15 protein-coding genes are annotated in these 18,418 nt (G+C 61.3%); 10 read left to right on the top strand and 5 right to left on the bottom strand.

Annotated features, from left to right (window positions below; genetic code table 11):
* Positions 1–64 precede the first annotated feature (64 nt).
* Together macA and PFEN_RS19870 are read left to right on the top strand one after the other, a co-directional pair.
* A complete protein-coding gene (macA, locus tag PFEN_RS19875; RefSeq protein WP_191488512.1) occupies positions 65–1,222 on the top strand; it encodes a macrolide transporter subunit MacA in 1,158 nt (385 codons plus the stop codon).
* 2 nt (positions 1,223–1,224) lie between these two features.
* The gene (locus PFEN_RS19870) at positions 1,225–3,186 is read left to right on the top strand and encodes a MacB family efflux pump subunit (protein WP_191488511.1); all 1,962 of its coding nucleotides are present in this window, start codon (positions 1,225–1,227) and stop codon (positions 3,184–3,186) included.
* Between the two features lie 10 nt (positions 3,187–3,196).
* Here the strand turns inward: PFEN_RS19870 and PFEN_RS19865 are convergent, their stop codons facing one another.
* Positions 3,197–4,540: a diaminobutyrate--2-oxoglutarate transaminase family protein gene (locus tag PFEN_RS19865; RefSeq protein WP_191488510.1), complete on the bottom strand. Its 1,344-nt coding sequence runs from the start codon at positions 4,538–4,540 to the stop codon at positions 3,197–3,199.
* A gap of 279 nt (positions 4,541–4,819) precedes the next feature.
* Between PFEN_RS19865 and PFEN_RS19860 the strand changes: the two genes are divergently transcribed.
* From PFEN_RS19860 to PFEN_RS19850, 3 genes are read left to right on the top strand one after another with little or no spacing between them, the layout of a single operon-like run.
* Positions 4,820–6,250, top strand: a complete 1,431-nt coding sequence (locus PFEN_RS19860; RefSeq protein ID WP_191488509.1) for an efflux transporter outer membrane subunit — start codon at positions 4,820–4,822, stop codon at positions 6,248–6,250.
* Positions 6,247–7,350 carry an efflux RND transporter periplasmic adaptor subunit gene (locus PFEN_RS19855; protein ID WP_191488508.1) on the top strand — a complete coding sequence of 368 codons (1,104 nt, stop codon included), beginning with the start codon at positions 6,247–6,249 and terminating at the stop codon, positions 7,348–7,350. Before PFEN_RS19860 ends, PFEN_RS19855 begins: the two co-directional genes overlap by 4 nt.
* On the top strand, positions 7,347–10,379 hold the full coding sequence (locus tag PFEN_RS19850; protein WP_191488507.1) for an efflux RND transporter permease subunit: 3,033 nt from the start codon (positions 7,347–7,349) through the stop codon (positions 10,377–10,379). The genes PFEN_RS19855 and PFEN_RS19850 overlap by 4 nt, the downstream gene beginning before the upstream one ends.
* 47 nt (positions 10,380–10,426) lie before the next feature.
* Here the strand turns inward: PFEN_RS19850 and PFEN_RS19845 are convergent, their stop codons facing one another.
* Both PFEN_RS19845 and PFEN_RS19840 read right to left on the bottom strand, forming a co-directional pair.
* Positions 10,427–11,254, bottom strand: coding sequence for a helix-turn-helix transcriptional regulator (locus PFEN_RS19845; protein ID WP_191488506.1), 828 nt, complete (start codon positions 11,252–11,254; stop codon positions 10,427–10,429).
* An 80-nt stretch (positions 11,255–11,334) separates the two neighbouring features.
* Entirely contained in the window at positions 11,335–12,240 is a 906-nt protein-coding gene (locus PFEN_RS19840; protein ID WP_191488505.1) for an acyl-homoserine-lactone synthase, read from the bottom strand.
* 236 nt (positions 12,241–12,476) lie between these two features.
* Here PFEN_RS19840 and PFEN_RS19835 point away from each other — a divergent pair, with 236 nt between their 5' ends.
* On the top strand, positions 12,477–13,076 hold the full coding sequence (locus PFEN_RS19835; RefSeq protein ID WP_191488504.1) for a LysE family translocator: 600 nt from the start codon (positions 12,477–12,479) through the stop codon (positions 13,074–13,076).
* A gap of 74 nt (positions 13,077–13,150) precedes the next feature.
* Here the strand turns inward: PFEN_RS19835 and PFEN_RS19830 are convergent, their stop codons facing one another.
* The gene (locus PFEN_RS19830) at positions 13,151–13,882 is read right to left on the bottom strand and encodes a helix-turn-helix transcriptional regulator (protein ID WP_191488503.1); all 732 of its coding nucleotides are present in this window, start codon (positions 13,880–13,882) and stop codon (positions 13,151–13,153) included.
* Positions 13,883–14,190: 308 nt separating this feature from the next.
* Between PFEN_RS19830 and PFEN_RS19825 the strand changes: the two genes are divergently transcribed.
* The 4 genes from PFEN_RS19825 to PFEN_RS19810 all read left to right on the top strand — a co-directional run bounded on the left by PFEN_RS19825 (position 14,191) and on the right by PFEN_RS19810 (position 17,601).
* On the top strand, positions 14,191–14,958 hold the full coding sequence (locus PFEN_RS19825) for a hypothetical protein (protein WP_191488502.1): 768 nt from the start codon (positions 14,191–14,193) through the stop codon (positions 14,956–14,958).
* A gap of 28 nt (positions 14,959–14,986) precedes the next feature.
* Positions 14,987–15,436, top strand: a complete 450-nt coding sequence (locus PFEN_RS19820; protein ID WP_191488501.1) for a hypothetical protein — start codon at positions 14,987–14,989, stop codon at positions 15,434–15,436.
* Between the two features lie 144 nt (positions 15,437–15,580).
* The gene (locus PFEN_RS19815; protein WP_191488500.1) at positions 15,581–16,246 is read left to right on the top strand and encodes a response regulator; all 666 of its coding nucleotides are present in this window, start codon (positions 15,581–15,583) and stop codon (positions 16,244–16,246) included.
* A complete protein-coding gene (locus PFEN_RS19810) occupies positions 16,222–17,601 on the top strand; it encodes a sensor histidine kinase (RefSeq protein ID WP_191488499.1) in 1,380 nt (459 codons plus the stop codon). Before PFEN_RS19815 ends, PFEN_RS19810 begins: the two co-directional genes overlap by 25 nt.
* Here PFEN_RS19810 and PFEN_RS19805 read toward each other — a convergent pair.
* Entirely contained in the window at positions 17,573–18,322 is a 750-nt protein-coding gene (locus PFEN_RS19805; protein WP_191488498.1) for a GntR family transcriptional regulator, read from the bottom strand. The two genes, PFEN_RS19810 and PFEN_RS19805, sit on opposite strands and share 29 nt — an antisense overlap.
* Positions 18,323–18,418: the final 96 nt, after the last annotated feature.

The raw sequence follows: 18,418 nt of genomic DNA, 5'->3' as shown, positions 1-18,418 counted from the left end.
CTCACGCTCTTCAAGCCCGGCGGCGGCTGCGCCGGGTCAACCCTCAACACATTCGTGGCTTTCTATGAAAAAGTTGAAGTTTCGCAAAGTGGTAATAGTGGTGGTGCTGCTGGTCCTGGCGGCAATTGTTCTCTACAGCGTACAAGCCCCGGCCAAACCGCCGGAGTACTTGACCGCCAAGGTCGAGCGCGCGGATATCGAGAACGCCGTCCTCGCCAGCGGGGTGCTGCAAGGCATCAAGCAGGTCGATGTCGGTGCGCAGGTTTCGGGTCAGCTCAAGTCGCTGAAGGTCAAGCTCGGTGACAAGGTTACCCAGGGCCAGTGGCTGGCGGAAATCGATCCGGTGGTGCTGCAGAATTCCCTGCGTCAGGCCCAGGTCAATGAAGAGAACCTGATCGCACAGAAGCAGGCCGCCGCTTCACAACTCAAGGATGCCAAGGCCACCTACGAGCGCTACAAGCTGCTGCGCCTGGATGATGCGATTTCCAAGCAGGACTTCGAGACCGCGCAATCGAACTTCGAGGTCAAGGGGGCCAACCTGCTGTCGCTGGAAGCTCAGGTCAGGGATGCGCGGATCCAGGTCGAGACCGCCCGGGTCAATCTGGGCTACACCCGTATCGCCGCGCCTATCAGCGGTGATGTGGTGGGTATCGTGACCCAGGAAGGCCAGACCGTGATCGCCAGCCAACTGACCCCGGTCATCCTCAAACTCGCTGACCTGGACACCATGACTGTCAAGGCCCAGGTCTCCGAAGCCGACGTGATTCATATCGTCCCGGGCCAGGAAGTGTATTTCACCATCCTCGGTGACGCCGACAAACGTTATTACGCCAAGTTGAGGGGCACCGAGCCCGCGCCGCAGAATTTCCTCGATGCCCAGGCCACCAGCGCCAGCAAGCAGAACACCGCGGTGTTCTACAACGCCCTGTTCGATGTGCCAAACCCGGATCACCGCCTGCGCATCTCCATGACCGCCCAGGTGCATATCGTCCGTGACCAGGGCAAGGCCGTGCTGACAGTGCCGGTCGCGGCGCTGGGCGACAAGAACCAGGACGGCAGCTTCCCGGTGCGGGTGGTGGACGACCAGGGGCAGGCGCAGATCCGCAACGTGCAGACCGGTATCAACAACAACGTCCGGGTCGAAATCAAGAGCGGCCTGGCCGAAGGTGACAAGGTGGTCATCGGCGAGCCGTCGGCAACGCCAGCGGTAGCGGGAGCCTGACCATGAGCCGACCTCTGCTGGAACTCAAGGGCATTACCCGCCGGTTCGTCGCCGGCGAGAAGGACTTTATCGCCCTCAAGGACATCAACCTGACGATCAATGCCGGCGAGCTGGTGGCCATTACCGGCGCCTCGGGCTCGGGCAAGTCGACCTTGATGAACGTGCTCGGTTGCCTGGACCACGCCAACAGCGGCAGCTACCAGGTCGATGGCCGTGAAACCAGTACTTTGAGCGATGATGAACTGGCGGAGTTGCGCCGCGATCATTTCGGTTTCATTTTCCAGCGCTATCACCTGTTGCCGCATCTGGGGGCGACCCACAACGTCGAGATGCCGGCGGTGTATGCCGGTACCGGCGAGAGCAAGCGCTACGGTCGCGCCCAGGAGTTGCTGGAGCGCCTGGGCCTGGCGGGACATCTGGGCCATCGGCCAAGCCAGTTGTCGGGTGGCCAGCAACAGCGGGTCAGTATCGCCCGGGCGCTGATGAATGGCGGCGAGATCATCCTTGCCGACGAACCCACCGGGGCCCTGGACAGCGTCAGCGGCAAGGAGGTGATGAAGATCCTGCTGGAGCTCAACAGCGCCGGGCACACGGTGATCCTGGTGACCCATGATGACAAGGTGGCGGCCCATGCCGAGCGCATCATCGAGATGCGTGACGGTGAGATCGTCAGCGACCGGGTCAACCCGAATCGCCCGCTGGGCAATGAAAAAACCACCCAGCGCCTGCCGGCCAAGCCCAAGCAGGGCAACCGGCTGATGGCCCGTTTCGCGCTGTTCCAGGAAGCCTTCGCGATGGCCTGGGTGGCGCTGATTTCGCACCGCATGCGTACTTTGTTGACCATGCTCGGGATCATCATCGGCATCACCTCGGTGGTGTCGATCGTGGCCATTGGCGAAGGGGCCAAGCGTTATGTGCTCAAGGACATCGAGGCCATCGGCAGCAACACCATCGAGATTTTTCCCGGCAACGACTGGGGCGACAGCAAATCGGGGGGCATCGAGACCCTGGCGCTGTCCGATGTGGCGGCCTTGAGCAGCCAGTACTACATCGACAGTGCCTCGCCGAACATCGGCCGCAACCTGTTGGTGCGCTACCGCAACATCGACGTGACGGCGACGGTCAGTGGGGTCAGCCCGAGTTACTTCCAGGTCCGCGGGATCAAGATGGGCTCGGGGGTGGCGTTCAACAAGGACGATGCCCGGCGCCAGGCGCAGATGGTGGTGATCGACCACAACACCCGGACCCGCCTGTTCGGCCCGACGGTTGATCCGCTGGGCCAGGTGATCCTGGTGGATAACCTGCCGTGCACGGTGATCGGCGTGACCGAGGACAAGAAGAGCATCTTCAACACCAGCAAGAACCTGAATATCTGGATGCCTTACGAGACCGCGGCGGGCCGGGTGCTGGGCCAGCGCTACCTGGACAGCATCACGGTGCGGATCAAGGATGGGCAGCCGAGCAAGGTGGTCGAGGACAACGTCAACAAGCTGATGGAGAAGCGCCACGGGACCAAGGATTTCTTCACCTACAACCTCGACAGCGTGATGCAGACGGTGCAGAAGACCAGCCAGTCGCTGGCCTTGCTGTTGTCGTTGATCGCGGTGATCTCGCTGGCGGTGGGGGGCATCGGGGTGATGAATATCATGCTGGTGTCGGTGACCGAGCGGACCCGTGAGATCGGCATTCGCATGGCCGTGGGGGCACGTCAGTCGGATATTCGCCAGCAGTTCCTGGTGGAGGCGGTGATGGTCTGCCTGATCGGTGGGGTGATCGGTATTACCCTGTCGTTCGGTATCGGCTATGTGTTTTCCCTGCTGGTCAAGGAGTGGCAGATGGTGTTCTCGGTCAGCTCGATTGTCACCGCGTTCATCTGTTCGACGTTGATTGGTATCGTGTTCGGCTTCGTCCCGGCGCGCAACGCCGCCCGACTGGATCCGATCGAGGCGCTGGCGCGGGATTGAGGGGGGGCTCCTACAGGTCTTGGCCCAGCGCGCCGATGTTGGAGACCCGGGCCGCGCTGCTGCGCTTGAGGGCCTGTTCGAAGCGATCGAGGACCATGCCGACTTCCGTTTCGGTAATGGTCAGCGGCGGCAGGAAGCGCAGGACCGCGCTGTGGCGTCCGCCGGTCTCGATCATCATGCCGTTGTCGAAGCACTCGAGCTTGATCGCCCGCGCCCGCGCACCATCGCCCAGTCCCGGCCGCGCGGCGCTGCCCGGCTTGACGATTTCCACCCCGAGCATCAACCCGCGTCCACGCACATCGCCAATAAACGGGAAGTGCCGGGCGATGTCTTCCAACCCGCTTTGCAACTGCTCGCCACGGCGCGCGGCCTGGGCCGCCAGGTCATGCTGCTTGATATAGCGCAGGGTGGCGGTGCCGGCGACCATGGCCACCTGGTTGCCGCGAAAGGTCCCGGCATGCATGCCCGGGCCCCAGGTGTCCAGGTGCTCGGCATAGACGATCACCGACATCGGGTAGCCACCGCCGATGGCCTTGGACAACACTAGAATATCGGGGGTGATGCCCGCGTGTTCGATGGCGAACAGGCTGCCGGTGCGTCCCAGCCCGGTTTGCACTTCGTCGACGATCAACAGGATGTCCTGTTCCCGGGTGATCTCGCGCAGGGCCCTGAGCCACTCGGCCGAGGCCGGTATGCAACCGCCTTCACCCTGGATCACCTCGACCACCACCGCCGCCGGTTTCGGTACACCGCTTTCCGGGTCGCGGAGCACGGTGCGGATGTAGTCGATGGAAAGCCGGTCGGTGTGCTCGCCGTCGGTGCCGAACGGGCAGCGGAAGCGGTAGGGGAAGGGCAGGAAGTGGGTGCCCTGGGGCACCAGGCCGACCTTGGGATTGAGGTTGCCCATGGCCGATAACGCCCCGGCGGTCATGCCGTGGTAGCCGCCGTGGAAGGCCATCAGCGTCGAGCGTCGGGTGTAATGGCGGGCCAGTTTGATCGCTGCTTCGACCGCGTCCGAACCGCTGGGGCCGCAGAACAGTATTTTGCTGTTATCCCGCAGACCGGCCGGTAGCGTCGCGAACAGTTCCTGCACGAACGCGTGCTTGGCCGGCGTGGCCAGGTCCAGCGCCTGTTGCAGATGATCGCTGTTGAGGAACTCGATCACCGCGTCACGTACCACGGGTGGATTGTGACCCAACGCCAGGGTGCCGGCATTCGACAGGCAATCGAGGTACTCCTGACCGTTGGCATCCTTGACCCGCATGCCCTTGCCGCTGACAAACAGACGTTGGAACGTCGCCGCGTAGGTGCGCGCGTTCGACTCCAATTTCTTGAGATTACTTAACTCATCCATAGTCGATCACTCATTGGCCCAGGTGCGAATTCATTGGCGGCTCATTTCGAGCTGAGCCCGATTCTGTATGGAGCCCATCGCTGATCGCCACTTTATCGCGCCCGGGATGTCCCCGTTTTCCATGTCAGACAGGTCGCCGGCCCTGGGATTAAATGCGTGCCACGAAAGGACTTTATGGCGTGGGGAAGAAAACCCCGGGTCTGCCTTCGTAGCCGTCTGCGCCGCCATCTGTTTTCCTATTTCCCAGGGTACCTGCACTCAGGTGTCTCCGAGAGCGTTATGCCTATCGCCAAACCTACTGCCCGCCACCTGCTGTCGATGTTGTTCGCGACGCTGCTGGGCGGCTGCACGCTGGGGCCGGATTACCGCCTGCCGGCGGTGCCAGTGGCCCGCCAGTGGTATGCGCCGTTGCCCCATGGCGCCTCGGTGGTTGGGTTGAACGATTGGTGGCAACAGTTCAATGACCCGGCGCTGGCGACCCTGTTGCGCCTGGCCGAGGCGGACAGCCCCTCCCTGGACCAGGCGCTGGCGCGTATTGCCGAGGCCCGGGCGACCCTGGATGGCAGCGTCGCCGCTGGCCAACCACAACTCAATGGCGGCTTGAGCAAGGCCCGCGCGGGCCTGCGCCAGAGCGGGCAGAATCAGCGCGGTAGCACCTCCGGTGCCACGCTTGACGCGACCTGGGAACTGGATCTGTTCGGCAAGTTGCGGCGCAACGACGAAGCCTCGCGCAGTTTGCTGCAGGCGCGGGTCGATGACTGGCATGAGGCGCGGGTGTCCCTGGCCGCCGAGGTCGGTGATGACTTCGTGCAGTACCGTGGCTGCCAGATGCTGGTGAACGCCTATCGCGACCAGGCGCAATCCCAGGACCAGACCGCGCGCCTGACGCGCTTGTCGTTCCAGGCCGGTTTCACCGCCGCCGCCGATGCCGCGCTGACCGATGCCAGTGCCGCCGCCAGTAACGCGACTCTGAACAATCAGCAAAGCGAATGTGATGTGCTGCTCAAGAGCCTGGTGGCCCTGACCGGCAGCCGTGAGGAGCAACTGCGTGAAGTGCTTGGCCAGACGCCAGGGCGTTTGCCGGAACCGGCACTGTTGGACGTGCGGGAAATACCCGCCAACCTGCTGCGCCAGCGCCCGGACCTGGCCTCCAGCGAACGCGAGCTGGCCGCGGCGAATGCACGGATCGGCGCGGCCCAGGCCGACCGCCTGCCCAGCCTGGGCCTGGTCGGCTCCTTTGTCGTGGGCAACACCACCGGTGCCTACAGCCGGACCTGGAGCCTCGGTCCGCAACTCAGCGTCCCGCTATTCGATGGCGGCAAGCGGCGTGCCGCGGTGGACACGGCCCGGGCCGGCTATGACACGGCCCTGGCGACCTATCGGCAGACCCTGCGCAAGGCGGTGATGGAAGTCGAGCAATCGCTGGTACGCCTGGATGCCGCACGGCGTTCGGAAACCGATGCGCAGCGCGCCACCGATGGTTACCAGGAATATTTCCAGGCTATCGATCGCAACTGGCACGCCGGCAATGCCAGCTTGCTGGATCGCGAACTGGCCCGGCGCTCGGCGCTGTCGGCGCAGATCGAGTTGATCACCCTGCAGCAGAATCAGGTGCGTTACTGGATTGCACTGTACAAGGCCCTGGGCGGTGGCTGGCGGGACACTCCTGACAGGTTGGCCAGCGGTGCGCCGGCACGAGGCGGGGCATGAAGGCGACTTTGGGTTATGGAGTGCTGGCGGCAGCCGCGCTGATAGTGTCGGGGTGGCTGATCTTTGGCCGCGCCGGGCTGGCGCCAGCGGCGCTACCCGCGCCGGCCACCAGCCTGAGCGTCGAGGCGGTGCAGCCACACCCTGAAGACTGGCCGCAGGAGTTGGTGGCCAGCGGAGCACTGGCGCCCTGGCAGGAAGCGGTGATCAGTGCCGAAACCGGCAGCCTGCGTATCGCCAGCCTGAACGCCGATATCGGCGACCGAGTGAAGAAGGGCCAGGTCCTGGCGACCCTGGCCGCTGACAGTGTGCTGGCCGAGGAAAACAAGCAGCAGGCCGCGGTCGCCCAGGCCCGCGCACAATTGCAGGAGGCTCGCTCCAACGCACGGCGGGCGGCGTTGGTCGGGCAGAGCGGGGCTTTGTCGGAGCAGCAACTGGAAGAGTATCGGGTCAAGGTGCAGACCGCCGAAGCCAACCTGGCCTCGGCGAACGCCGACCTGCGCAGCACCCGCATCAAACTGGCGCAGACCCGCATCGTAGCGGTGGACGATGGGGTCATCTCCGGCCGCAAGGCCTTGCTCGGGGATGTGGTGGCGGCCGGTGCCGAACTGTTCCGGATGATCCGCGATGGCCGTATCGAATGGCAGGCCGAACTGGACGCGCGGCAGCTGTCACGGGTGCGAGTCGGCCAGACCGCGCGCCTGCAGCTGCCGGGTGGAATAGCGGTCGAAGGTCGGGTGCGGCTGGTTTCGCCGATGCTCGACAGCAAGACCAGTCGGGCGCTGGTCTATGTATCCTTGCCCGTGGGATCGATGGCGCGGGCCGGCATGTACGCCAGTGGGCGCATCGAACTGGCGCCCAGCATGGCGCTGAGTGTTCCGGACACCGCGGTGGTGTTGCGCGATGGTCGCTCCTACGTGTTCGTGCTCGGCCCGGACCTGCACGTCAGCCAGCAGGGTGTCGAGGTCGGGCGCCGCCGCGGGCGGGCGGTGGAGATCGTCGCGGGCCTGGCGGAACAGGAGCAGATCGTCCGTAGCGGCGCGGCCTTTCTCAGTGACGGCGCCAGTGTGACCCTGGTCCGGGCCGAGGCACAGGCTCGATGAATATCTCGGCGCTGTCGATTCGCTATCCGGTCCCGGCGGTCATGCTGTTCGTGCTGCTGACAGTGTTCGGTGTGTTCGGCCTGGATCGACTCGGCATCCAGGACTTTCCGGATACCGACCTGCCCACCGTGGTCATCAGTGCCGCCCTGGAGGGGGCGGCACCCGAGCAGTTGGAAACCGAGGTGGCACGCAAGATCGAGGACAAACTGACGTCGCTGCGCTTGTTGCGGCATGTCACCACGTTGATTGCCGACGGCAGCGTGAGCATCAGCGTGAACTTTGCCATCGACAAGGATGGCAACGAGGCCCTCAATGAAGTGCGCAATGCGGTGGACAGCGCCATGCCGGAGTTGCCGGCGAACCTCAATACACCATCGGTATCACGCTTGACCAGCAATACCTCGGCCTTGCTGACCTATGTTGTGGCGGCCCCGCGGTTGGACGAAGAGGCCTTGTCATGGTTTGTCGACAATGAACTGAGCAAACAACTCCTGGCGGTGCGCGGGGTGGCGAAGATCGTCCGGGTCGGTGGCGTGGACCGCGAAGTCCAGGTCGATCTCGATCCGGCGATGATGGCCGGCCTGGGCCTGAGCGTGACGGACGTGGCCAGTCGCTTGCGGGCGATGCAGAAAGACAACTCCGGTGGCCAGGGCGACCTGGGCAGTGGCCAGCAGGCGGTACGCATCCTCGGCGCCATTGACGATCCGGCGGCTCTCGGCGACATCCGCATACCCATCGGCGAGGGGCGCATGCTGGCCTTGCAGCAGCTGGCCACGGTGCGTGACACCCATGCCGAGCGCAGCACTCGGGCTTACCGTGATGGCCAGCCGGTCATCGGCTTCCAGGTGATCCGTTCCCTGGGCTTTTCCGATGTCGGGGTGACGGCGGATGTGCGCCAGGCGATCAGCCGCTTTTCCCGGCAACACACCGATGTCCGATTCGAGGAGGCGAGCAATACCGTCGAGCCGGTGCTGGAAAACTATCGCGGTTCCATGGCGCTGCTGTACGAAGGGATGTTGCTGGCGGTATTGGTGGTCTGGTGGTTCCTGCGTGACTGGCGGGCGACCCTGGTCGTGGCCACGGCACTGCCGCTGTCGATCATCCCGACTTTCGGCGTGATGTATTTCGCCGGGTTCAGCCTCAACGCCATTTCCCTGCTGGCCCTGGCCCTGGTGATCGGCGTCCTGGTGGATGATGCCATTGTCGAAGTCGAGAATATCGCGCGGCACCTGCGCCAAGGTAAAAGCCCGCGTCAGGCGGCCATCGAGGCTTCCGCCGAAATCGGCCTGGCGGTGCTGGCTACCACCGTGACCCTGGTGGCGGTGTTCCTGCCCACCGCTTTCATGGGTGGGGTTTCCGGCAAGCTGTTCCGACAGTTCGGCGTGACCGCCAGCGCGGCGCTGTTGTTTTCTCTGCTGGTGGCCCGCTTGCTGACACCAATGATGGCCGCGTATGTGCTCAAGGCCAGGCCTCATGTCGAGCCCGACAGTGTCTTGATGACCCGCTATCTGGGCTGGATCCGGGCGAGCCTGAATCGGCGAAGGACCACCCTGGCCCTGGTCGGCGTGCTGTTCCTCGGCTCCCTGGCCCTGATCCCACTGCTGCCCACCAGCTTTCTGCCGGCCCAGGACAATGCGCGCAGTACCGTCAGCCTGGAACTGACGCCGGGCAGCAGCCTGGCGCAGACCGGCGCGATGACCTTGCGGGCCGACGCACGCTTGCGCGCCATTGCCGAAGTGGCCCATGTTTTCGCCGCGGTGGGCAGTGGCGATGTCGCCGGCGGTGGTAATCGCAAGGCGGTCCTGACCGTCGACCTGCTGCCGCGCGGTGAGCGTGCGCTGAAACAGTCCGTGGTCGAGGCGAAGATGCGCGACGCACTGCGTGGCTTGCCTGGGGTGCGGGTCAATGTCGGGGGGGACCGCAGCGGTGAACGCCTGGACATTGTCCTGGCCAGCGACGATGGTGATTTGCTCGAGCGTACCGCCGCCGCCCTTGAGCCCCAGCTGCGCCAGCTCAAGGGGATCGGCAACGTGACGTCGAGCACGGCGACGCAGCGCCCGGAAATCCAGATGCGCCCGGATTTTGCCCGGGCGGCCGAGCAAGGTATCAGCAGCCAGGATATCGCCGACACCTTGCGCATGGCTACCTACGGCGAATATTCATCATCCCTGGGCAAGATCAATCTGTCCCAGCGGCAAGTGGATGTACGGGTGCGCATGCAACCGCAAGTACGCAGCGACCTGGACAATATCGCCCAACTGCGGGTCAAGGGCCGTGACGGTCAGGTCGCGCTCGCGTCCTTGGGCGAAATCAGCATGGGCAGCGGGCCGGCGCAGATCGATCGGCTGGACCGCCTGCGCAATGTCAGCCTGTCCATCGAACTCAATGGTCGCAATCTGGGTGAGGTGATGGAGCAGGTCAGGCAGTTGCCGGTGATGCAACACCTGCCGGCACAAATAAAATGGGTGGAGCAGGGCGAGCTGCAGTTGATGAGCGAACTGTTCGGCAATTTCAGCCTGGCCATGGCCGTCGGCGTGTTCTGCATTTACTCGGTGCTGGTACTGCTGTTTCACGATTTCATGCAACCGCTGACCATCCTCTCGGCCTTGCCGCTGTCGCTGGGCGGCGCTTTGTTGGCATTGTTGATCGGCGGGATGAGCTTTTCCCTGGCCTCGGTCATCGGCTTGCTGATGTTGATGGGGATCGTGACCAAGAATTCGATCCTGTTGGTGGAGTACGCGATCATGGCTCGTCGGGACCAGGGCCTGAGCCGCTATGACGCCTTGATGGATGCTTGCCACAAGCGCGCCCAGCCGATTCTGATGACCACTATCGCCATGGGCGCGGGCATGTTGCCGACGGCTCTCGGATGGGGTGGGGAATCGAGTTTTCGCCAGCCGATGGCGGTGGTGGTGATCGGGGGCCTGCTCGCTTCGACGGTGCTGAGCCTGTTGGTGGTGCCAGTGATCTTTACTTATATCGATGATGGGCTTGAAGGGGTCAAGCGGTTTTTCCGCACACCTCGATAGTCGATACGGGCCGCTATCGAGGTGTTTTCACGAATGAGATCGAGATGTCAGAGGGCGTTTTGCAGAGGGGTGGAGGTCTCCAGGCCGGCCTTGGACTCCGCTGAATGCATCCAGCGGATCAACGAGCGTCGGCCGCCGATCCCCATCTTGATCGAAGCACGCTTGAGATAGCTTTCCACGGTATTGACCCGTAGCGCCAACTGCTCGGCCAGTTCCGGAGCCGTGCGCCCGGCGAGCAGGCCGACGCAGACTTCGGTTTCCCGGGAGGACAGATTCAGCCCGGACATCTCCAGGCGTTCGACGAAACGTTGACGCAACGCATCCATGCCACCGTTTTCCAGTTCCTGGGTTATCGAATAGGCTTCCTGGTGGACCGGAATCGGTAGCATGGCCTCGATATGCTCGCCGATCATGGGTAACAACAGACAGGAAAACTCCTGGAGGAACGCGCATTCCTGGGTAGAAAAACCCTGGGACGGATTGGACCGATAGACCGACAGTGCATAGCAGCGACTTTTCGTTCGACAGATCAGGTGCAGATGGTTCGGGGAGCTGTGCGATGTGGACGCGCGCTGGCAGCAAGCCAGCTCTGTCTGTGGCTGCGGGCAACTGCCTTCGTCGCCCGGCAGAAGCGGATGTTTGAGTGACGAAGCATTCCTTAGGGTGTCGATGCAGATCGGACTGATACCCACGCCGCCGATACTCGAAGTGATCGACTGTGTCGCATTCGTTGCATCGAGCTGTAACTCGGTGATGTGCGTGGCATCGACAGGTAGTTGCGCAACGATCAGCTCATGCAGCGCGCGCGGGAAATTGCGGTTACCGGTATTGGCAATCACTTTGCCGATAGATGGGAAAAGTCTTTGTAAGTTCATCCGCTCTCCATTTTATTCTGTGCGCAACGGCTGGCGCTGCCCACGGTTCCATGAGATTTTCTTGGTACGTATCGGTTGATTCAGGTCGCCGCGTGAGTCGAGGTGATTGAGTGGGTGACACCATAGTCGATAGTCGGCAATGCGACCATGCTCGGCAGGTCGTCATTCAGAGGTTGCATCTGATTTATCTTGAGCATGTTGTCGTAGATTCTTGACGTGCATTCCAGCGTGCCATAGATGACTTTTTCGCCTTTGCTGCCTTGCGCAACATTTCGTCGATGGAGGACCCAGCCGGAGCGCCTTAGAACTTTTTCCATCATGGAGTCGACAATAACTTCATAAGTATCGACCTCTTGAGTGCTGGCAAATTGTAACATTGCCAGGAAAAGTGCGGCGGTGCGAAAGTCAACTTTGGTCTTGGTAAAATCGCTGCTCGAGGTTTGGGTACTCAGCAGCGCAAATCGGGTGGCTTCCCAGCAGTCCATCGGATTGGGTCTGGACTGGCCATCGCTGAGCATGAAGCTCAAGGCACCACAAATCAGGGTGGGCTTATAGGAAGGGCGAAGTCTGACACAGCCGGTCACCTGCGAGCCTTTGTGGCTGTAGATATAGATCGCGTCATCATTGTCATACTCATCGAATTCATAGTCGCTGCCGGAGTAGCTTTCAATATCCCATTTTCTGCGGTCAATAAAGGCAGCTTTGCGGATGCTGAGTATTTGCTCTAATGCGCGTGAGGGGAGTTCGGAGTAGCTGGCGATAGCGATATGCACGTGGGAGGAGCTGTGCGAGTGGTCGGAGAAGGTGTACGAGTGAGGGAAATAGCCAATCATAAGTACATCGCAAATAGCGGAAAGGGGGAGGTATTTATAGGGGGCCTGTATACGTGCGGCAACTGTACTTAAGTGCAGGTGGCTGGCAGGGCCAAAGTGCTGTTTAATAGTCGCTGTGAGACTTTTGCGGATGCGTATATTTATCAGGGCCATGACAGTTGTACGATAACTGTGGGGGTATGGACGAATTCAAAGGCTGGCCTGCCAAAAGCGATGATATCACTCGCGAGTTGGTCCTCAGTTTGAATAGGCTGCTGTTGTTTCATCAAGTTGAAATAAAAGCAAGGGTGTTTCGCTTTTAAGAGTGCGGTAAGGAAACGCAAATTTCCAGTCTGGAAAATAAGTTGATTGGAAAATAAATCTATTTTGGAATGCACGGAGGAGCGACCATGTATTATATTGCAATTGCAATGCTCACGGTATTGTTGGTACCGGGGCCGACCAATTCGCTGCTGCTGCAATCAGGGGTCAGCCGCGGCCTGGGGGGCTATTCGTTGAAGTTGATCCTGGCCGAATGGGCGGCCTATCTGATCCAGATCAGCGCCTGGGGTCTATCCATTGATGCACTGACGGAGAATTACGGCTGGGTGGTGCTGGTAACGAAGATCCTGGCGGTAATCTTCCTGTTCTACATTTCGCTGAAGCTGTGGTTTTCGGTGCGGCTGGATACGTCTGGAAAGCCTTCTGCCATCTCGGTACCGGCGCTGTTCCTGGCGACACTGACCAATCCGAAGGGGCTATTTTTTGCCTCGTTCGTGGCCCCCGCTGGAACCTTCATGCAGCTGGACAGTTATCTTTCATTCATGGCGGTCTTTTCCCTGGTTATTCTTCCCGTGGGTATTGTCTGGGTGGGACTGGGGGCCGTTTTTGGACGTAACCTTCCATCGATAATATCGGGTAATCGAGTCAATAGATTTGTTTCATTGGTCATTGGGCTGTTTGCCAGTATGGCGTTGTATAACCTGGCCTCAAACGTGATATTGGCTTGAGCAGGGCTTGCGAGCCAACCTCACAAGTGATCAATCTGTGAGGCGCGGAATAGAGCTGGCTCGAACGGGATAAGTTAGAAAATATTGTGCCGAATGGCCTTGACCATGGCTTGCTTGATGTTGGTACAGCCCATTTTTTCAGTGATTTTCTTGGCGTAGAATTTCACCGTCCTTTCAGTGATATTCATAATCAGGCCGATTTCCTGGTAGTTCTTGCCGAGGGCCAGCCAGTGAAGGAATTCGATTTCCCTGGGACTCAGTGAGAGAAGTTCTTCCTGGCTGGCCTCAACAGGGCGGTATTGATGGGCAATGGTGCCGATGGCTTTGATCAGGAACATGTTCGACTGGACGATACGGTCAAAATCAAGGTCACCCTCAACGCACGGCAAATGCAGGGAGCCAAAGGCGCTACCGGGCTCATGAATGGGAATACTGAAGCCATGCTCAATGCCATAGCGAGCGGATTGTTCGAAGACTTTGTTGGGCGCATGAGTGCGGTCGTTTACAGCGCTCCAGAAAAATGGCCACGACGTGACGGCAGCATTGGCCATGACCGGGTCGGACTTGTAGAGGGCCTGCCTACGGTAGGTGTCGACCCACTCGTCGGGGTAGCTGCTATGGATGGAGATATCGCCATTATCAATTAAATGAGAATCGGCGTAGACATAGGCAAATCGCGTTATCTCCAGTTTGTAAAATACCCAGGTCAAGACATCTACATAGGTTTTTGCAGTCGCCCCAGGAATGTTGTTTTCAACTTCTCTAACCAAGTCAAACGTATGTTTGATTGTGCGGAGTTTAGGCATGACAAGCGGGCTCCGATTGGCTGGATGTGCTCTGTTATATGGATCCAAATGGGGTGTGTCTGACTTATAGCATCGCCAGAAATCCATTTCAATATGTGTCAAATAGAAAACATAAAATAATGCAGTGGTGATTGAATCACTTATTTTTGACGCTTTGGCGTTTCGCCGGGGCGATCGGATGGTCAATTCTTCTTCGATTATTAAGGGGGTATTAAGAGGGAAATCCGTCGCCCCTCAGTCTCCGCTAAGTTTCCCTGCGTAGTCTCCTCCTTGCGCCGCTTGTGGCGCCGTTAAGGAGACGTCCCCACATGAAAGCGCTGACCACGGCCGACTGGCTCAACAAGGTCCCGGAAGTAACACTGTCCTTCTGGATCATCAAGATCATGTCCACCACCGTGGGCGAAACCGCTGCCGACTTCCTCGCCGTCGACGCCGGCCTGGGGCAGGGCCTGACCAGCATCGGCATGGCCGTATTGCTGGCCATCGCCTTGTTCGGCCAACTGCGCACTCGTGCCTACAGTCCCTGGATCTACTGGCTCAGCGTGGTGCTGGTCAGCGTGGTCGGGACCCAGATCACCGATTTGCTCACCGACAAGCTGGGTATCAGCCTGTACATCAGCACGGTGATATTTTCAGTGTTGCTGGCGATCAATTTCGGCATCTGGTATGCCCGCGAACGCAGCCTGTCCATCCATGAAATCGTCACGCCGCGCCGGGAGTTGTTCTATTGGACGACAGTGCTCTGCACCTTCGCCCTGGGCACGGCCGCGGGCGACCTGGCCACCGAGGCGCTGGGCCTGGGCTTCACTCTCGGCTCGCTGATTTTTTCCGGGCTGATTGCCTTGACCCTGGTTGCCTGGCGCCTGGGCGGCAACGCCGTCCTGACCTTCTGGATCGCCTACATCCTGAGCCGTCCGCTCGGTGCTTCCCTGGGTGATCTGCTGACTCAGGCCAAGACCTACGGCGGCCTGGGGATGGGCGCTGCCTGGACCAGCGCCATCTTCCTCAGCGTCATCCTGATCCTGGTGCTCGTCGCGCAGTTCGGCGCCAGCAATCGCAAGCTCGCCACCCAGTAATCCGTTCAAACATATCCAAGGAGTCATTATGCTCAACGTTCAAACTGTTATGCGCCAAGCCGCTGTCCTCTGTGCTATTGCCGTGCTCGGCCTGGCTGCCGGCTGCTCGAAACCCGACGCCGCCGCCAAGGCCGGCGCGACAGCAGGCACGGCCAACGCGGCGGCGCCTGCAAGCCAGGCTTCGGCCTCGAAACTGGGTGACCTGTCGGCGTTCCAGGGAGTTGCAGTCGATGTCGCCAGGCTGGTCGACAAGAGCGACCTGGCGGGCGCCAAGACACGGATCAAGGACCTGGAACTGGCCTGGGACTCCGCCGAAGCCGGTCTCAAACCGCGTGCCGCCAGCGACTGGCACGTGCTTGACAAGGCCATCGACAACGCGCTGGATGCCCTGCGCGCCGGCAGCCCGAAGCAGACCGAGTGCAAGTCGACCCTGGATGAGTTGCTGAAAACCTTCAATGCCCTGCAAGGCAAGCAATGACTTCAAACCACGCGTGCTTGTTCCGCTAGGCAGATAAATCGCTTCGCGCGCACGGGAACTGGTGCTTCAATGCCGGCTCGGCAATCATCACGCAGGCGGCGCCTGGTATGAGTGTCGGGCCTGTTTTTTTCAGCGGAGAGGGACATGCGGATATTACTGGTCGAAGACGATCCCATGATCGGCGAGGCGATCCAGGGGGCGCTCAATGATGCCAGTTACGCCGCCGACTGGGTCAATAACGGGGCGACTGCTCTCACTGCGTTGGACACCCAACATTACGACCTGGTGCTGCTCGACCTCGGCTTGCCCGGCAAGGACGGGCTGGAAATCCTGGGGTGTATTCGCGCCCGCGACAACGGCGTGCCGCTGCTGATCATCACCGCTCGTGACAGCCTCGACGATCGCCTGCGTGGCCTGGATGGTGGTGCCGACGATTATCTGCTCAAGCCCTTCGATATGGCCGAGTTGCTCGCGCGGATGCGTGCCGTGCTACGGCGCAAGGGCGGCAGTGCGCTACCGCTGCTGAGCAACGGCGTGGTCTCGCTCGACCTGATCTCGAAACAGGCCGGCACCGCGCAACAGCCTGAGGTCCAGCTCTCCAGTCGTGAGTTCGCGTTGTTGCAGGCGTTGCTGATCCGTCCGGGGGCGATTCTCTCGCGTGGCGATCTCGAAGACCGTATCTATGGCTGGGGCAACGAAGTGGAAAGCAACGCGGTGGAATTTCTGATCCATGGCTTGCGGCGCAAGCTGGGCAGTCAAGTGATCAAGAACGTCAGGGGTATGGGATGGATGGTTTCAAAAAACGCCTGAGTGAGTCGGTGCGGCTCAGGCTATCGGTTTCCCTGTCGCTGGCGATCCTGATCGTTGCGGTGCTGGCCGGTATTTTTGCTTTTGTCTCGGCCTTCGACGAGGCTCTGGAAATGCAGGACAACACCTTGTATCAGGTGGGTGTGCTGTTCGAGCGCCAGCAGATGACGCTGGTCTATCCGCGGTCAGAGGGCGGGATCGCCGGCGACGATGAAGAGTCGCGGGTGGTCGTGCAGTATCTGGGTGACGGTAACCGAGCCCCGACCAATGTCGAAACCGGTGGCCCGCTACCGTTACCGGCGACGCTGGCCGATGGCTTGTCGACGCTGACTGTTGGTGGCGAAGCGTTCCGGGTGTTGGTCAGGACCCTGGGCAGCGGCGAGCGCATCGCCGTGGCCCAGGAAACCGGTGCCCGTGACAGGGATGCCCGGGAGAGCGCCTGGCGCGGCCTGTTGCCGTTTCTCATTCTGTTACCCGTACTGCTGCTGGTGGTGGCTGACCTGCTGCGCAAGTTGTTCCAACCTATCGCGGTGCTGGCGGCGGAGATTGACCGACGCGGCGAGCAGGAGCTGCACCCCATCGATGAAAACCACCTGCCTGCCGAAGTCCGGCCCTTCGTGTTGGCGATCAATCGCCTGCTCGGTCGTGTTGCCCAGTCGATGGAAACCCAGCGGCGCTTCGTCGCCGACGCCGCCCACGAGTTGCGTTCGCCGCTGACGGCCTTGTCCCTGCAGGCCGAGCGGCTGGCCGCCGCCGATATGTCGAACCTGGCCCGCGAGCGTCTGTTTGCCTTGCGCCGGGGGATCGAACGCGGCAAGAGCCTGATTGAGCAACTATTGGCGCTGGCCACCGCACAGGTGAGCGCGCTGCCGCCCAGCGCGCCGCTGTCGGTGCACGCGGTCTACCGCCGGGTGCTGGAGGATTTGCTGCCGTTGGCCGAACTCAAGCAGATCGACATCGGCGTCGAGGAGGAAGAGGACGTGCGTTTGGCGCTCAACGAGATCGACCTGCTGGCGGTGGTCAAGAACCTGGTGGACAACGCTATTCGCTACACGCCCGCGGGTGGACGGGTCGACCTGTCGGTGGGCCTGGAGCAGGGCGGAGTGCTGTTGCGGGTCAGCGACAGCGGCCCGGGTATCGCCGTCGCGGAGCGCGAACGGGTGTTCGATCCGTTCTATCGCAGCCTGGGCAGCCAGGAAGTCGGATCCGGGTTGGGGCTGTCCATCGTCAAGGCCATTGTCGAGCGTACTGGAGCACGCATTTTCCTGGGATATTCCGATGAGGTGGCGCAGCGCGGGCTGTGTATTTCGCTGTGGTGGCCGGAGACGCTTATCTGTCACGCGGCGAACCGGACTTGAACACACCGCTGAGGACAAACGCGTAGCGCTCCGGGCGGATAAGGAACGTCGTCCGGTCACAGCAGCGGCCATCGGCAAAATACGAGGTGCGCTCCATCACCAGCAGCGCCGCGCCACGTTTGACGTTCAGCGTTCTGGCCAGGTGCTTGTCGGCGTCCTGGGCACGAATCGCCATATCGGCGCGGGTCACTGCGGAGCCGGTGACCGACTCCAGGATCGAATAGATAGGTCGATTCTCAGCCTCGCTCCAGACCACATCCGCCAGTCCGGCCGGCAGGTAGCTGCGGCCCAGGGCGATGGGTTCGTCATCGACAAGGTGCAGGCGCTCCAGCCGCAGGCACTGCTCGGCCCCCGCAAACAAACCGCATAACGCCTCGGGAACCGACTGCAACTGATGGTCGAGGACGCGCATGCTCGGCTTGAGACCTTGCAACAGCAGCGCTTCATGAAAGCTGCGCAGGGCGTCGAGGCCATGACGAACCTGCTTGGTCGCGACGAAGGTGCCCTTGCCTTGCTTGCGTTCCACCACCCCGTCATCGCAGAGCTTGCCCACGGCCAGGCGGATGGTCACGCGGCTGACCGCAAAACGCTGGCCCAACTCGGCCTCGGAGGGCAGCTTGCCGCTGGGGTCGTAGGCACCGCGCTGAATCTCTTCCAGCAACTGCTGGGCGATCTGTTCGTAGAGCGAGGTGCTGCTGTCGCGAAGAATGGGCGTGGACACTGAGCGGTTCCGTGACCGAAGAAGCGTGGCGCTCATGGGAGGCCATCACTTCTAAGGTTATAAAAATCGGTTATTGGGACGACTTGTATTAATACG

The organism is Pseudomonas sp. FEN (assembly GCF_904067045.1).
GTDB lineage: Bacteria > Pseudomonadota > Gammaproteobacteria > Pseudomonadales > Pseudomonadaceae > Aquipseudomonas.
Note: the sequence above shows the minus strand (reverse complement) of the source record. Positions and strands in the feature narration are given on the sequence as shown.

Bases quoted from the DNA above. Each gene is read 5' to 3' on its own strand.
- macA (WP_191488512.1), top strand. From the start codon at position 65: ATGAAAAAGTTGAAGTTTCGCAAAGTGGTAATAGTGGTGGTGCTGCTG.
- PFEN_RS19870 (WP_191488511.1), top strand. From the start codon at position 1,225: ATGAGCCGACCTCTGCTGGAACTCAAGGGCATTACCCGCCGGTTCGTC.
- PFEN_RS19865 (WP_191488510.1), bottom strand. From the start codon at position 4,540: ATGGATGAGTTAAGTAATCTCAAGAAATTGGAGTCGAACGCGCGCACC.
- PFEN_RS19860 (WP_191488509.1), top strand. From the start codon at position 4,820: ATGCCTATCGCCAAACCTACTGCCCGCCACCTGCTGTCGATGTTGTTC.
- PFEN_RS19855 (WP_191488508.1), top strand. From the start codon at position 6,247: ATGAAGGCGACTTTGGGTTATGGAGTGCTGGCGGCAGCCGCGCTGATA.
- PFEN_RS19850 (WP_191488507.1), top strand. From the start codon at position 7,347: ATGAATATCTCGGCGCTGTCGATTCGCTATCCGGTCCCGGCGGTCATG.
- PFEN_RS19845 (WP_191488506.1), bottom strand. From the start codon at position 11,254: ATGAACTTACAAAGACTTTTCCCATCTATCGGCAAAGTGATTGCCAAT.
- PFEN_RS19840 (WP_191488505.1), bottom strand. From the start codon at position 12,240: ATGGCCCTGATAAATATACGCATCCGCAAAAGTCTCACAGCGACTATT.
- PFEN_RS19835 (WP_191488504.1), top strand. From the start codon at position 12,477: ATGTATTATATTGCAATTGCAATGCTCACGGTATTGTTGGTACCGGGG.
- PFEN_RS19830 (WP_191488503.1), bottom strand. From the start codon at position 13,882: ATGCCTAAACTCCGCACAATCAAACATACGTTTGACTTGGTTAGAGAA.
- PFEN_RS19825 (WP_191488502.1), top strand. From the start codon at position 14,191: ATGAAAGCGCTGACCACGGCCGACTGGCTCAACAAGGTCCCGGAAGTA.
- PFEN_RS19820 (WP_191488501.1), top strand. From the start codon at position 14,987: ATGCTCAACGTTCAAACTGTTATGCGCCAAGCCGCTGTCCTCTGTGCT.
- PFEN_RS19815 (WP_191488500.1), top strand. From the start codon at position 15,581: ATGCGGATATTACTGGTCGAAGACGATCCCATGATCGGCGAGGCGATC.
- PFEN_RS19810 (WP_191488499.1), top strand. From the start codon at position 16,222: ATGGATGGTTTCAAAAAACGCCTGAGTGAGTCGGTGCGGCTCAGGCTA.